Consider the following 15,031-nt stretch of genomic DNA (forward strand, 5'->3'; position numbering starts at 1 on the left):
AGGTTGGCAGTCGCGTTGTCTGTAATGACCATAATAATAACAAGCAACAAATAAAAATCAAAACAGTGTTTTGTATTTTTTATTTGTTGAGATTAAACTCCGTGCCCGGTGTGGCTCATGGCCGTGCCGGGCCCGTCGAACCGGGCCACAGATGTCTTTGCGGCATGAGGACAGGCTCGCGGCGAAGGCAGACAGGCTGCCGCCCTGCCGGGTGGCGGCGACAGGACATTCGTTGCCAATCTCATTCAATAACAGGTCTACCAATGAATAAGTGTGTTTCATCCAATCGAATCATCATGTTGGCCGGGGTGGCTGCGCTGAGCACCATTCTGTTCGCCTTCGATACCGCCTCCCTCGGGTTGTGTGCGGCCTTCCTGACCACGGGATCCTTCTCGCTGCAGGTGTTCGACATCCTCAAGACGCGGGAAACCAAGGCGATCTCCACCAAGATGTATCTGGTATTCATCAGTGGTCTGTTGTTGTGGCTGACCTATGGCCTGAAATCGGGCGATACGCCGCTGATCATGGCCAATGGCATCACCCTGCTGCTGGCCAGCGCCGTCATGGTGCTGAAGTGGAGCAATGAACGGGCCTGACCCAAGGGTCGCGAGAGAGGCCATCCTCCGCTGGGGATGGCCATCGGACGCGCCATCCTTTATCGGGGCTCAGCTCCCTCCCTCTGGTGGATGAACGAAGCGGCGCCCCGGGCGCCGTTTGTCGTAGGGGGCAGATCCTCTTCAGCATCCCGTGTTATCGGCTCAAGTGGCGTAGATAGGCCACGCTCTCCCGCAAGGCTTCCCCCGTCAGCTCCTCGACGATGATGGGAATATGGGTCAGCTGACACTGCGCCAGCATGGCCAGCACCTCGGCATAATCGATCAGCCCCTGCGCCAGTCCCACCGACACCTTGTCACGCCCCTCCAAGATGAAGTTCTTGAAATGAAACAGCCGGATGCGCTCGCCATGCCGGCCGAGAAAGTCAGCCAGGATCTCGCGCCAAGCGGCGGCATTGTCGGCATCCAGCAGATTGGCCAGATCCAGTGTCACCAGGAAGCGTTCCCCCAAGCGCGCGTTCAGCCGTGCCAGGCTCTCGGCGTCGTGGATGATGTGATCGCACACCGCTTCGACCAGAAAATCGCAACCGGCCTGCGCCAGCTCGGGCCTTAACTGCGCCAGACTCTGCTCCACCTTGTGAAAGGCGGCGGCCCCGTGGTTGTCCGGATGCCGGGTCCAGTCATCATCGTTCAGGGAGCCGGTCTCGCTGCCCACGGCGCCGATGTGACAGCGCTGGGCGAGCTCGATGTTGAGTCGCACCCGCGCCAGCTCGCGCGCCAGAAAGTCGGCGTCGGAGTGGGCGGGGTTGAAGTAGCTGGCCAGCAGGAAGATGGAGAGATCGGCCTGCTGGAGGTGCTGGATATGGGTGGCCAGGATGTGAGTATCGCGGGCCTGATAGGCCTCGGGCCAGCTCTTGTGCACGGCCAGTTGCAGCCCGTCGAGGCCGAGCTCATGTGCCTGGGCGATCAGCGCCTGGGGCGTCTGATCCGCGAAATCATGGGCGCGGGCCCCAATCTTCAATCTGTTCATGACATGCTCCTGTGGGTCATGACGATGGTGTCTCTGACGGCGACTTGGCCCGGGGGCTAGGGTCGGCATCAGAAACGGCTTGCGAGCCCATCTGGGCTCGCAAGTTCAAGAGGCAAGTCGCGGCGCTCGAATGGGCCCCGGTGAGGGGGCCATATACCCGATGCGTGCGCTTGCCATCGGCACAATCAAAGTCTCATCAGGCGGCAGGTGCCGGGACGGCGGCATCGGGTGCTGCCTGCGGGCCCTTGTTGTACTCCTGCTCGAAGTACTCACGCACCATGGGAGCCGACAGACCGACCACCACCTGCAGGTTCTTGCCCGAGCGCATGACCCCCAGGGCACCGGCCTGTTTGAGGGCCTTGTCATCCTGTACCAGGGTGGAATCCTTCACCACCAGGCGCAGACGGGTCTGGCAGTTGCCTATGGTCTCGACGTTGTCACAACCCCCGACACAGCGCAGGATGGCGGCAGCCCGGAGGCGATCCGGCTCCTGGCCGGCCACGGCCTTGCCAGACTGTTTGTCACGGTAGTCTTGCTTGGAGTAGAGACGCACGTCGTCTTCCTCTTCCTCATCGCCACGACCCGGGGTCAGGAAGTTGAACTTCAGGATCATGTAGCGGAACACGAAGAAGTTGATGGCGGCGAAGCTCAGGCCCAAGGCCAGGTGGATCCAGATCAGGTGAGCGTGGTTCTTGGCGTAGAAGACCCAGTTGAACAGGATGATGTCGTTCAGACCACCGCCCATGAAGCCGACCACGCCGGACAGATAGAGCGCCACGCACAGGGTCGCACCTATGATGGCATTGACCAGATACAGCACAGGTGCCACGAACAGGTAGGTGAACTCGATGGGTTCGGTGATGCCGACGGCCATGGCGGTGATGATGGCCGGGATCACCAGGGCGGCGATCTTGCGCTTCATCTTCTGCTTGGCGGTGGCATAGATGGCGAGGCCGGCCCCCAGGGAGCAGAACACGCTGATGTTGCCGTACAGGGAGTAACCGGCGGCCGGGAACTGCTCAACCAAAGGCACGGTGGAGGCCGCATAGGTGGAGACGTTCTCGATCCAGTGGGTATAAAGACCACCATCGACCACGGCCGGGCCGAAGAAGAAGGGGAAGTAGACGAAGCGGTGCAGACCGGTCGGCACCAGCAGGCGCTCCACGAAGGCGAGCAACCACATGCCGAAGGCATCGGCCTCGACATAGAAGCCCTGCATGGCGTTGATCCCGACCTGAACCTTGGGCCAGAACTCGCAGGTCAACCAGGCCATGGGCAACATGACGAAGAAGGAGATGATGAACACCAGGCTCATGCCCTGGAAGATGGTGAGGTAATCCGGCAGCTTCTTCTCGAAGAAACGGTTGTGGATCCAGGTCACCACGCCACCGATGATGAGCGAGAAGACGATGCTGGTATCCAGTGTCTTGATGCCCCCCACCAGCGCCAGGCCGCTGGCGCCGCCGACTTCCTGATTGAAGTTGACCCCGAACTCAGGCCCCCAGAAGGTGAGCATGCTGTTGGTGAAGTAGTTGTAGGCCATGTAGGCAAAGAAGGCGACCAGCGCCGCCCGGGCCTGACCCGACCTGGCAAGACCCACCGGGAGTGCCATACAGAACAGCAGCGGGAAGTTGCGGAAGATGGTCCAACCACCCGACTTGATGATGGTCATCACCTTGAAGAAGTTGGAATCGGGATGGGCCAGATCGCCCATGATATCGGGCATGGTGAGCAGCCCGGTGATGGCGAGCAGCAAACCGGTAAAGGGTAAAAAGGCAATGGGGACAGCCATGGCACCGCCAAAAGTCTGGAAGGCCCCCATAAAGTTCCGTTTGGACATCAAATTTTCTCCGAATGATTACAACAATAAAGTGTTCAGGCCAGCCACTGGCCCTGCTCCAGCTCGAGCAGCAGCAACATCGTCAACGCCTGGGCATAGGGCACGGGCGCCATGGCAATGTCGCAGTAGTACTGGTGGTCATGACCCACCATGGTCCCCTTGGAGGCCTCGAGGACGATGCCGTCCCCGTCGATACGCTGCCAGACGGCACGGGCCGCCCGCAGGGCAGGCTCAACCACGGCCTCATCCAGCAGGCCCAGACGGACACCGCGCAACATGCCATAGGCGATCCCCGCCGTGGCCGAGGACTCCTGGGGGGAGAGGGGATCATCCAGCACCGTGTGCCACATGCCGTTGTCGGCCTGCAGCTCGCACAGGGAGCGCACCTGGCGCGCCACCACCTGGGTGAAGTAGCGCCGCACGCCGGCGTCCAGGTGATCCCCCATCAGATCGATGAACTCGGGGATGGCCACCGTGATCCAGGCGTTGCCCCTGGCCCAGAAGGCCTCGGCATAATGGTGCCGGTCGAGGAAGGTCCAGCCGTGATACCAGAGCCCGCTCTTGGGCTCGCTCAGGTAGCGGGTGTGCAGCAGGAACTGGTAGACGGCCTCGTCGATCAGATCCTGCCGCGCCAGCACTATCCCGGCCGTGCCGAGGAACAGGCAGGTCATGAAGAGGGTGTCATCCCAGAGCTGGCCGGTGTTGGGTTGCTCCTTCACCACGTGCTGGAAACCGCCCTCTTCGGTTCTGGGCAGGTTGGCCAGCAGATCGTCGGCCCAGGCATTCACCGCCTCGCGCAGATCGGCACGGCCGCTGTGGCCCGCCAGCAGCGCCAGGGTGATCATGGGGGCCGAGGTATTGATCTGCATGGCGGGCAGCCCCTTGCGGATCTGGTCTTCATACCAGGCCAGCAGCGAGGCTTGCAGTTCGGCATCGTCCTTGTGCTGGGCATAACGCCAGAAGCCGTAGAGACCGACCCCAACTTCCCACTCCCACTGCTCGAACTGGATGGCCAGGCCTTGGCTGGTGGTCAGTTCGCCCATGCCTTTGAGCTGGCAGAAGCCACGGACCACCCGCTCCAGGGTGGGGATGAGTGCTTGCTGTTTCATTGTGCCTCTCCACGATAGGTGACGATGGGATCGCATCCCGCCTCGGCGGGGAAGTGGTGCGAGACACCCTCGACCTGGCATGCACCCTGCCAATCCAGGCGCATGAGCTCGGTGTCTGCCGTGTTGACGATGGCCGTTTCGCCGTCGAGGCGTACCTCGAGTGCGGCCATGCGTTGGCAGAAGGCCGCGAAGGCCGCATCGTCGCCATGACCGACCTCGATATACCAGGCCACCCGATGCGCCTTGGCGCGATATTCATTGCCGGCGGTCATCCCGGTCGTCACCGCGCACAGGGGCGCCGAGCAGCCGATGGCGGCGAAGGCATTCCCGGCCCGGATCAGGCAGCCGTGAGTCGTCGCGATCACCTGATCGAAGGCCTCCGCCGGCAGGTAGAGGTGAGTCCAGGGGAAGGGATCATCCTCGGCCAGCCGATAGAACTGCAGGGTGCGGTTTTCCACCTGCATCACCCGCGGCAGTACGCCGTTGCCGGACCAGTAGGAGGGGCGCTGTTCACCGCCGGGTTCGGCTTCGCCCGGGTGGTTGACCCAGAACTTGGCGTCGTGACCGGAGGCGAACTGCACATCCACCAGATGCTGCTGATGGCCGCGTTGACCGGTATGGTGGTCGACGCAACTGGAGAGGCTGACGCCCGGCTCCTTCCAGACGACGATCTTGCCGCCACCCGCCTGATAGCAGGCCGCCAGCGTGCCCTGTTGCAGGGTCGCGTAGCGGTCAGCCTCAACCGGCGGCTGATAGTCGCTGGCACAGAACAGCGGCAGGGAGGCGCACTTGCGGTTATACCAACCGCCGTCCCAGGCGACGTTGCCGTAGGCCGACAGCTCGGTGAGCACGCCAGCCAGCAGCTCCTTCTCGTAGACCCGCCCCATGGTGCCGGCGGCAATCCCGTCCTGATAATGCAGGGCGCTCAGCAGCATCAGTCGATCGATGAGCCCCTTGGCGCGCTCGCGCACCCAGGCATCTTCCGCCAGTTGATAGAGCGCAAACAGGCCGATGTAGTCGACCGGATAGTAGGGCGCCGAGTTCCATTCGACGAAGCCGTGCCGATCAATGGCATCGAACCACTGCGCCAGGCGCTCTGCCGCGATGGCACGCTGTTGTTCGCCGCTGCGCCCCGAGGCCAGGAAGCGCTCATGGGGGAACATCTGGCCGGCCAGGTATTGGGCGGTGTGGAAGCAGAGGGTATGGTTCTCGCTCCAGAACCACATCACGTCGTTACCCGGCTCATCCAGCCAGTAGCGATAACCGAGGATGGAGCTGCGCACCCGTCGCCACATGGCGGGCTGGAAGTGCTCGCCCTGATGGCGTTGCCAGATCCAGAGCAGCGGGACCAGGGAAAAGTCGGAGCAATCCTCGCGGGCGCTGATCCGTGCCAGGGTATCGAGCAGCAGCTGATCGGCCTCGGCCGTGAGCTCGCCGCACTGCAGCATGGCCAGCAGGCGGGCGGTGCGATCCATGCCATGACGGGCGGTGTGCCGCAGCGCCTGCTGCTTGCGCTCGGCCAGGTTGCTGGATGACTCGGCATTGCCGAGGGGCTGCATGACGTTGACACCGAAGCTGCGGCTGATGGCAACACCAGCACAGCTCATGTTCAGCACAATCTGGTAGTGCGCCGGACCGATGTCGGCGGGGAGATCCAGAGTCAGCAGCTGGCTGCCCGGCGAGACGGTGCCGAAATCCACCCGGCGCGGTCTGAAATTGTCATTGCCCATGCCGTGGATCTCGCCTTGCAGGCGAACGGGGTGCGTCGGTGCGGCCACGCCGAGCCGGATCCTGGCCTGGTTGTGCCAGGCGGTGAGTTCGGGGCGCATGGTGCCGGCAAACTGGCACAGCTCATCGAGCACGGCGGCATCGACATGGGGCAGCGAGACCCCGAGGGGCACGTGGCCACGGTAGATGAGTCGCAGCGCAAACACCGTATCCCGCTCAAACAGCTCCTCCAGATGGACAAGCAGGGTGTTCTTGCCAGCCTGCAAGGGCAGCATGAGCTCACAACTCTGCAGCTTGTTGCGGGTGAAGGGGGTGAACTGGGTGATGGCCAATCCATCACACCAGAGCCGGACACCACCGCAGGTCGACAGCTGGAAGGGGTAGTTGCCCGCCTCGTCGGCATGCAGCTCCACCTCTAGCCAGCGCTGCACATGGAATGGCACACGCTGGAAGGAGGAAAAAGAGACGGTATCGCTCTCGCCGGTGAAGCTCACCTGGGTGCGCGGCAGGGCTTCAGCCGGCTCGACGGTGCGCTCGGCCATCTGCTGGCGGAAGACTCGTCGGCAGAATGCGTCCTCTTGCGGCCCCATGCCATTCTGGAAGCGGTAATCCATGGTCATGTCCATGGCTTCACCGGCAAAAAATTCGGCGAATCGCTCCTCGCGGGGGGCAGATACGCAAAAACGGGTGAGTGCCGAATCCGGCTCGAGCACCCAATTACCAAGCTTCATACAACTCTCCTTGAAGCTATTAACACCCAGAGGGGGCTATCTATATTGAGTAACCAGACGAACCCCTTTTTATGTAATAAAAAGGGGTCGGTCACCTTAATAAGTCTAAAAACCAGATGACCGTGTTTCTCAGCGGCAGTCGATGAGAGTCATTGTGGCATTTGACATCTGTTTTAAGCCTTCATTCAAAGCAATGATGCAAACTATGACGCGAGCGGCAATATGGTCGGGTCAGCCGGTTCATATTTCCTGAACTGGAGCATAACAATATCGTTCGTTCATCCGCTCACGGAATAATGTCAATTTCAGATAAGTCGACATTCTGTGACACAAGACCCATATTCAGCGATGCATAGCCAACCCTAAGGAATAACAGGGGCCATTAGATTCCCTTGTTCGCGCATCTTTCACGATTCTTAAATTCGTCGTGCAAGCGGATTGAATTGGCACTGGCTTGCAAGAGTGCTGTTGTTATTCACTGACTCCAATGACGCTTGGTACATGGCTGACGGTGACATTGGTACAGCTTACTGACGGGGTGGCTCAGAGTTAGAATATGTACTCTATCCCTACGCGCCAGCGCCACTGCCAATCATTGGGGTAGGGGTTGTCATCTGCCGGATCGTTGTATGACACATAACCGATCTCGGTGAATGGCCGCCAATTTTTATTGATCGGGACGCGAATGGTGACGTTATTCAGATAAGAATATTCTTCACCATTGAAGTCCGGGTAATCGAGCTTTTTATATTCGAAGTCATAGGCAACAGACCAATTTTCCGCATTATAGCCGAGGTAATAGTTCAGCTGGAAATAATGGCCGTTTTCCTTGTTGAGCGAATCGTCGTAGTTACGCTGTCCCACCCGGAAACGTGCGGCGGTATAAAAGTTGGGATTGAACCAATAAGTGGGTTTGAAGTGAATGCGCAAATCTTGCACGTCATTGGTGATCTCGGTATTGAAACCGGCTTCCCACCACCATTTGTCATTGGGCTTGGCAAGATAGGTCAAGTCATATTCGGTGCCCGTGGTGTGAAGTTCATCGAAGGCACCTTCTCCCTCACCTCCACTGGTAAACTTGGATTCGACACCAACACCCCAGCCATTATCGAAGCGATGAGAAACCACCAGACGATCGCTTTGCTGATCCTGTTTCTCCAGGAACTCGTGTCGGTAATTGAGGCTCAATGCATTTGCATTCATGCTGGTGAGCGCCGAACAGACGGCAATGGCTGCACATGTGAATTTCAACTTCATACCTTTCGATCAATCCTATGAAAAAAAGCTACTGACGGTGGTCCCATTGCCAGATAGCGCATGTGGCTTTCAATCTGGATCGGACTCGTTAAGGTCAATTTTGGTGGCAGGCCACGGCGGTGGGTCCTGAAGGCCAGCGCGAGCATCTGTACAACGCGTCGACGAACTTCATTTTTTACCGGGGATTTTTTGCTTTTCAAAACGACGGTTCAAATATAATTCATCTGGTGTTTCATTTGCAATGGTGGTGGCATGACGACATCAGAAAATGGGATCTGTATCTACATAAAATGAAACGTCGTTTCTATTGTGTGTTTTGGAGGGGGCTGACTGGAGCTTGGTGGGGCGGCGAGCTTGTTCAGGGGACGGGGGTTAGAGCGAGACGTCCGCGAGGAGTCAGAAACAACCTGGCCCTCGGGAAGAGGACCAGGGGAGGGTATTAGCAGTGAGTCAGCGCGTTCAGCCTTGACGTGCCTTGAATCTGGGGTTGCTCTTGCAGATCACGAACAGCTTGCCGCGTCGACGCACGACCTGGCAATCCGGGTGACGTGACTTGGCCGATTTCAGGGAGGAGAGTACTTTCATGCCGGCTCTTTTCCTTTGTTGAAGAATTGCCCGAAGCGTTGGCCGAAGCGGGCTACTTGTCCCTCCTTGCCGACTTGTTTCTGCTTGCCGGTATAGAAGGGGTGAGAGGCACTGGAGACATCCAGCGTCACGTAGGGATAGGTGTTGCCATCTTGCCACTCCTTGGTGCGATCGGTCTTGAGGGTCGACCCTATCAGGAAGTGAGTGTTGGTGGTCAGATCGTGGAACAGTACCTGACGGTACTCAGGGTGAATATTGGGGCGCATGATTCTCTTCCTGTTGTTATGTTATAACAAACTAATTGTGCGACAGGTGAGAATCAATATCAATCCATTTTTATGCCGAGATCTCATCCTGCCGGATAACGGCACCTGACGGGAGCAATACAAAGTTAAGGAAATGCCCTCATCCGGGCTGTTGCGGGGAGATTTATTGGGCGGCACGAGGTGAAACTAGGGTGGGCGCTTTACTTTTATAGCTCACTGTATAAAAATACAGTCATATATCATGGAGAAGTATCTTATGCGTCTGGAAATCATCATCGACAGAAAACATCAGATCCCCACCACGACCATGGAGGCGCTGCGCCAGGCGCTGCTCAAGCAGTTGGGTGAGAAGTTTCCCGACCTGCACGTGCGGGTCGCACCGGGTAGCGCCATGGCGCTGACGGTCAGCCGTGCCAGCAAGGAGGACAGAGAGTTGGCGGAGGCCATGGTGCAGGAGGTGTGGGAGAATGCCGACAGCTGGATGCCCGAGGCGGAAAACGCCGACGTCTGAGTCGTCATCGCGGATGCCCGTGCCCGGCAAATGGCCGGCTCAATCCGGATCAAGCAAAACGCAGCCCTGGGCTGCGTTTTGCTTTTATGGATGAGCTGCTGTCAAACTTGGCCGACCCTCGACCCTCGACCCTCGACCCTCGACCCTCGACCCTCGACTTTCAACTTTCAACTTTCAACTCTCAACCCGCAGGCGTGCTCAGAGCCCGCTCCAGCGCTTGAGACTCTCCACCTGGACGCGGTGGTCGGCCTGGGCGATGTCACCATTGGCGCGCAGGGCCTTGAGGGCGATGGGCAGGGCGCTGCGCACCTCGTCGGCGGTCATGCCGGCATGCAGGGCCGGGTGATAGGCGAGCTTGAGCAGCACGTAATCGAGCCCGGTCGGGAAGCTGTCGATGCTGTGATCGTTGAAGATGGAGGGGAACACCTTGTCCGAGTCATTGGGCAGTCCCATCACCTGGGTGAGCTCCTCCACCACGCAGTCCAGAAAGCGGCCCTTGGTCCGGCTGTAGTCCACCGGGATGATGATGGTGGCGCGGGTGATCTCGTAGCGGGCATTGATCGCGAAGTTGGCCAGACAGACCCCCTCCTTGAGGGCGATTTTGACCGAGTCATCCTTGCCGATGGTGCGGCTGGCCCAGCTCGCCATCTGCTGGCGCCGGGTCATGATGAGGGTGAGGTTGGGCTTGTCGCCGACCAGCAGTATGGGTTGGCCGGTGATCCTGGCCAGGTGCTGGCTCTGCACCCTGACCACCTCGGCTTGCAGCGGCTTGTCACCGAACTCGTTGATGAGCTTGAGGCGGATCGGCCCCTGCCAGCGGGAGAAGCGCACATGCTGCTCGTGGCCGTATTCCCGCTTCATGGCGACCTCGAAGAAGCTCTGGGTCAGGTAGGCATCGCTCTGCCAGCGTTCGGCCGCCGGCAAGGCGCAGGGCAGCAGCAAGGCGAGCCACAGCCCCAGCATCCGGCCTGGCGCGAAATGACGGCCGGATCGTCGTGCACGCTGTCGCCATGGGATCATGGGGCCTCCTTGCAAGCGGTATGGGTCAGCGCTGGGCTCGCTCGATATCACGCCAGGTGAGCCAGAGCCTGAGGTCGAACTCCAGTTGATGATAGTCCGGTTCCATGTGTTGACAGAGCTGGTAGAAGGCCTTGTTGTGATCCTTCTCCCTCAGGTGGGCGAGCTCGTGCACCACTATCATCTTCAAAAAAGCGGGATGGGCCTCCTTGAACAGGGCGGCGATGCGGATCTCGTTCTTGGCCTTGAGTTTGTTGCCCTGTACCCGGCTGACATAGGTGTGCAGACCGAGGGCATCCTTGATCACGTTGATCTTGCCATCGAAGATCACCTTGGACAGTGGCGCCGAGCTCTTCAGGTAGCGGTTCTTCAGCTCCATGGTATAGGCCAGCAGCGCCTTGTCGCTCTGGACGAGGTGGGTGTCCGGGTAGCGTTTGGCCAGCATCTCGCCGAGCTTGTCCGCCGCGATCAGCTGTTGCACCTGGGCCTTGAGCGGCTCGGGATAGCCGCCCAGATAGGTCAGTTCCGCCATGATTCGTCACTTTTCACACAAAAAAGAGCGCCATTGTAGTCATCAAGCGCCGGCTTGGAAACAGACAGGCCGCCCTGGCGTCGCGCGCGCCAGCGAAAAGGGCCGCCATTGTTGCCAACGACGGCCCTCTCGGGGGTCTGTATTCACAGCCTGGCTCAGCGCCGGCGGTAGAGGCCCGGATCCACTTCCTGGTAGCGATCCGTCAGATATTGATAGAAGGCGAGGCTGGAGGGGGAGCTCGGCTGCTTCAGCTCGGCGGCCACCCGCTCCGGCTTGGCGATGATGAACTTGGGATCCTGGCGCTTGATGTCGGCCAGCACCCGCTCGCGCACGTCATAGGGCGGGTTGACGTTGGCGAAGAACAGATAGGCGGAGGCGGGCTGGCGATCGGTCCACAGATAGTATTGCGGCTGGATGCCATCGACCCAGATCTTGTCGGTCGGCACGGTTTCGGCCTTGATCCGATCGACCCGCACCTGGGCCGGCGGGTTGAACGGCTGGCCCTTCAGGGTGCCCTCCCAGGCGTTGTTGACCAGCAGGGCCAGCATGGCCAGCGAGGCCAGCCAGGGGGTGGCGCTGCGCACGTCCCAGGCGCGCCACAGGGGCACCAGGATCAGCACCGGCAGGGCCCACAACAGGCTGTTGCCGAGCACCTCCCGCACCCGCTCCAGCGACCACTCCTTGGTACTCCAGCCATAACCGAGCTGCTGGGCCAGCAGCCAGCTGGCGGTCAGCACCACCAGCGAGATGCAGAGCAGGCCCAGCGCATCGGCCTGCTGCTCGCTGCGATCCAGCAGGCAGGCGAGCGGCAGCAGGGCCAGCGGCAGGTAGAGCACGTCGTAGTGATCGAACACATGGCCGGAGACCGAGTTGGCGACCAGGGTAAACAGCACCCCGAACAGGGTGGCGAACAGGGCGGGCAGGTACCACTCCTGGCGGCGCCCCTGCATCAGCACCATGAAGGCAGGCAGCAGCATGATGAGGCCGGTGCGCAGCAGGCCGACGGCCCCCACTTCCGGCGAGAAGCCGTTGCCGTAGCTCCCCTCGAAGAAGATGCCGAAGGCGTAATACTGGAATTCGGCCAGCAGCCCGTGGTGCTGGAAGTAGGCGAACAGCGGGCCGCCGATCAGCGCCAGCCCCAGCAGGCTGCTGCAGAGCAGGCCGAAGGCGCAGCGCCACTGCTCACGCAGACACCAGTGGCAGAACAGCACCAGATACCAGGCGCCCCAGAAGGCGCCGTTGTTGGTGCGCATCCAGGCCACAATGGCGAAGGTGATGGCCGCCACCAGCGCCGGTCCCCAGCGAAACTGCTTGTCCAGCAGCATGGTGATGAAGGCCCACTGGGCGATGAGGGCCAGGTAGAAGGTCCAGTCCTCGGTCATGTTGCCGTAGTAGTAACGGGTGCCGTAGAGCGCCAGCACCGCCAGCATGCTGCCGAGCCGGGCCTGCAGGGAGAGGCCGAGCTGGGAGAAAGCCTGCCAGCTGGCCAGCAGACCCAGCCAGCAGAGCACCCACTCCAGCAGCCAGATCCCGAAGAAGCCACCCAGGTGATAGCCGAGCGCATCGAGGGCGAAGATCATGGGGCCCTTGATGTCGATCATGTCCCGATAGAGCACGCCCCCCTCGCTCCACATCTTGCCCATCACCGCGAACAGGGAGGCGTCAAAGCCGGGGGCCATGCCGTGAAACAGCGGGTTGCGCAGGCAGAACAGCAGCGCCATCAGGGCGGTGAGCAGGACAACCAGCGGCTTGAGCCCGGGGTTGTAGCGCTGAGGGGTAAAACGGATGGCGTGATTCATGGGTGACCAGTTCCTGCAGGGAAGACGAGAAAGCGGGCCTATCTTGCCGAGGCCGGCAGCCTGATGCAATGGGGCGAGGGAATGTGCTTGAAATAATTTATAAAAGTATCGTTTTCAGTGCCGGCATTGTGCAAGACGAACAGCGGGACCCGGTGTTGCCGAGGCCGGCAGCCTGATGCAATGGGGCGAGGGAATGTGCTTGAAATAATTTATAAAAGTATCGTTTTCAGTGCCCGCATTGTGCAAGACGAACAGCGGGACCCGGTGTTGCCGAGGCCGGCAGTCCGATGCAATGGGGCGAGGGAATGTGCTTGAAATAATTTGCAAAAGTGCCGCTTTCACGAAGCAAAGCGGCACTTTTGCTGGGGGTTGGCCGGATGAGGGCCTCACTCCATGACGCGACCGCCATGATATTCCACCAGGGCGGGCAGGGGGACGAGCTCGGGCAGATGGCGGGCCCAGCGGATGAAGGCATCGGCCAGGGTGATGCCAAGCTCCTGATTGTGCTGGGTCAGGGTGCGGGCCAGCGCGGTGTAGCCCTCCTTGCCGGAGGCGGTGTAGGCGCTGGAGACCCCCCGATAGACGGCGTCGACCTCGACCGCTTGCCACTGGCCCGGGCTCGACTCCCACTCCAGCCGGGTGATCCGGCGCCCCTTGGGGCGGTCGGCCCGGTAGCTGAAACGCACCCCGGCGGTATAGGGGAAGCTGCCGCTGCCATTGCCGATCACGCCGTTGTTGGTGGCGTTGTCGATGGCTCCCTCCAGCGCCTCGGCCAGTTCATGACCGTGGACCCGGTAGAGGGTGAGCGGGATGGCGAACGGCAGCAGGCGGCCGGCGATGTCCGCCTCGCTCAGGGGGCCGGGTTCGAGGGAGCAGCGCACCCCGCCGGCGTTGTGCAGCGCGAAATCCACCTGACCCACCTGCTCGCGGGCGGCGGCCAGCATGGCATGGGCGACCAGAGGCGCCACCTGGCTGCCGACGGGCAGCTGGGTGTCGGGCAGGCGCTGATGGTGCAGCGGCCCGGCGAGGCGGGTGACGATGCGCCTGGTCATGGTCTCGAGCTCGGGCCGGTAGCGCTTGGCCAGGCGTTGCTCGAGCTCGGGGGCGGGCTCGCAGAAGTGCAGCCCGGCCGGGGGCGGGGCGGCGAAGGGCCAGGGCTGCCAGGGCAGCCACTCCAGTTGGCCCTTGCTGCGCCGCACGCGTCCCCTGTCGTCGAACTCCAGCTCGCAGACCCCGAGACAGAGCGCGCTGTGGGCGGCATGCAGGATGGCGACCCCCTCGACCATCAGCGGGTAGTCTCCCTCGCTTGCGAGCCCGAGCGGAGCCAAGTCCCCCAGCTGGCTGTGGGTGTGGCCGCCGACGATCAGGCTGAGCTGGGGGAAACGAGCCGCCAGTCGCTTGTCCTGCTCGAGCCCGAGGTGGCTCAGCAGGATGATGTGCTGGATCCCCTGCGCCGCTATCTCGCTCAGGGCGGCGGTGAGGGTCTGCTCTATGCCGTGGAACCGGGTGTGGGGATCCGGGCTCGCGATGGCGGCCATCTGCGGCAGCGTGATGCCGAGCAGGGCGAAGGGCACCCCATCGATGACCCTCTTGTGCCAGGGGCGGCTGGCATCGAACAGCATGGGCAGGTCCCGCAGCCGCAGCGGGGCATCGGCCGGCTCCTGGCTGCTGTCGAGGTTGGCGGCCAGCACCGGGAAGTCGAGTTGGCGCAGAAACTCCACCAGCGGGCCGTTGCCGAGATCGAACTCGTGATTGCCGATCACCATGGCATCCGGTCGCAGCAGGCGCAGCAGGTCGGCGTTGGCTCGCCCCTTGAAGCGGTTGAAATAGAGCGAGCCCTGGAAGGTGTCGCCGCCGTGCAGCAACAGGCAGGTCTGGCCGGCGGCGGCAGCCTGCTGGCGCAGGGCGTCGAGTCGGGTCAGGATGCGGGCATAACCGCCACACTGGGTGCGCCACTCGGTGTCGCCTGCGGGCAGGAAGCGCATGGGGGCGCCATCGAAATGGGAGTGGCAGTCACTGAAGTGGGCAAGTTGAACCGTAATACTCATCTCGGTCCTCCTTAGAGAAAAAGA

13 protein-coding genes are annotated in these 15,031 nt (G+C 61.2%); 2 read left to right on the forward strand and 11 right to left on the reverse strand.

All coding sequences use genetic code 11. The features are described 5' to 3' along the window. The first annotated feature begins 296 nt into the window (after positions 1-296). The gene (locus AACW18_RS07105) at positions 297-596 is read left to right on the forward strand and encodes a SemiSWEET family sugar transporter (protein WP_218292223.1); all 300 of its coding nucleotides are present in this window, start codon (positions 297-299) and stop codon (positions 594-596) included. Positions 597-750: 154 nt separating this feature from the next. On the opposite strand, the gene AACW18_RS07110 is transcribed toward AACW18_RS07105, so the two are convergent. The 7 genes from AACW18_RS07110 to AACW18_RS07140 all read right to left on the reverse strand — a co-directional run bounded on the left by AACW18_RS07110 (position 751) and on the right by AACW18_RS07140 (position 9,100). Continuing rightward, a complete protein-coding gene (locus tag AACW18_RS07110; protein ID WP_218388212.1) occupies positions 751-1,584 on the reverse strand; it encodes a sugar phosphate isomerase/epimerase family protein in 834 nt (277 codons plus the stop codon). Positions 1,585-1,780: 196 nt separating this feature from the next. Next, complete coding sequence (locus AACW18_RS07115) at positions 1,781-3,424, reverse strand: alpha-glucoside-specific PTS transporter subunit IIBC (protein ID WP_252994447.1); 1,644 nt, start codon at positions 3,422-3,424, stop codon at positions 1,781-1,783. Positions 3,425-3,459: 35 nt separating this feature from the next. Then, positions 3,460-4,533, reverse strand: a complete 1,074-nt coding sequence (bglB, locus tag AACW18_RS07120; protein WP_218388213.1) for a beta-galactosidase BglB — start codon at positions 4,531-4,533, stop codon at positions 3,460-3,462. Further along, positions 4,530-6,992 (reverse strand): hypothetical protein, encoded by a 2,463-nt coding sequence (locus AACW18_RS07125; protein WP_218388214.1) that lies wholly within the window; start codon positions 6,990-6,992, stop codon positions 4,530-4,532. The genes bglB and AACW18_RS07125 overlap by 4 nt, the downstream gene beginning before the upstream one ends. Before the next feature lie 549 nt (positions 6,993-7,541). Further along, positions 7,542-8,249 (reverse strand): oligogalacturonate-specific porin KdgM family protein, encoded by a 708-nt coding sequence (locus AACW18_RS07130; RefSeq protein WP_042653588.1) that lies wholly within the window; start codon positions 8,247-8,249, stop codon positions 7,542-7,544. Between the two features lie 459 nt (positions 8,250-8,708). Continuing rightward, positions 8,709-8,834, reverse strand: a complete 126-nt coding sequence (ykgO, locus tag AACW18_RS07135) for a type B 50S ribosomal protein L36 (RefSeq protein WP_042653589.1) — start codon at positions 8,832-8,834, stop codon at positions 8,709-8,711. Beyond that, positions 8,831-9,100: a type B 50S ribosomal protein L31 gene (locus AACW18_RS07140; protein ID WP_042653590.1), complete on the reverse strand. Its 270-nt coding sequence runs from the start codon at positions 9,098-9,100 to the stop codon at positions 8,831-8,833. The genes ykgO and AACW18_RS07140 overlap by 4 nt, the downstream gene beginning before the upstream one ends. 256 nt (positions 9,101-9,356) lie before the next feature. Here AACW18_RS07140 and AACW18_RS07145 point away from each other — a divergent pair, with 256 nt between their 5' ends. Beyond that, positions 9,357-9,611 (forward strand): DinI family protein, encoded by a 255-nt coding sequence (locus AACW18_RS07145; protein WP_218388215.1) that lies wholly within the window; start codon positions 9,357-9,359, stop codon positions 9,609-9,611. A gap of 198 nt (positions 9,612-9,809) precedes the next feature. Here AACW18_RS07145 and AACW18_RS07150 read toward each other — a convergent pair whose 3' ends face one another. The 4 genes from AACW18_RS07150 to AACW18_RS07165 all read right to left on the reverse strand — a co-directional run bounded on the left by AACW18_RS07150 (position 9,810) and on the right by AACW18_RS07165 (position 15,007). Beyond that, entirely contained in the window at positions 9,810-10,574 is a 765-nt protein-coding gene (locus tag AACW18_RS07150; protein WP_218388363.1) for a DUF2927 domain-containing protein, read from the reverse strand. Between the two features lie 82 nt (positions 10,575-10,656). Further along, positions 10,657-11,160 carry a M48 family metallopeptidase gene (locus AACW18_RS07155; RefSeq protein ID WP_042653593.1) on the reverse strand — a complete coding sequence of 168 codons (504 nt, stop codon included), beginning with the start codon at positions 11,158-11,160 and terminating at the stop codon, positions 10,657-10,659. 155 nt (positions 11,161-11,315) lie between these two features. After that, a complete protein-coding gene (locus AACW18_RS07160; RefSeq protein WP_218388216.1) occupies positions 11,316-12,959 on the reverse strand; it encodes a hypothetical protein in 1,644 nt (547 codons plus the stop codon). 386 nt (positions 12,960-13,345) lie between these two features. Next, a complete protein-coding gene (locus AACW18_RS07165) occupies positions 13,346-15,007 on the reverse strand; it encodes a bifunctional metallophosphatase/5'-nucleotidase (RefSeq protein WP_218388217.1) in 1,662 nt (553 codons plus the stop codon). Positions 15,008-15,031: the final 24 nt, after the last annotated feature.

The organism is Aeromonas sp. sia0103 (assembly GCF_963895295.1).
In the GTDB taxonomy this organism is placed as follows: domain Bacteria; phylum Pseudomonadota; class Gammaproteobacteria; order Enterobacterales; family Aeromonadaceae; genus Aeromonas; species Aeromonas encheleia.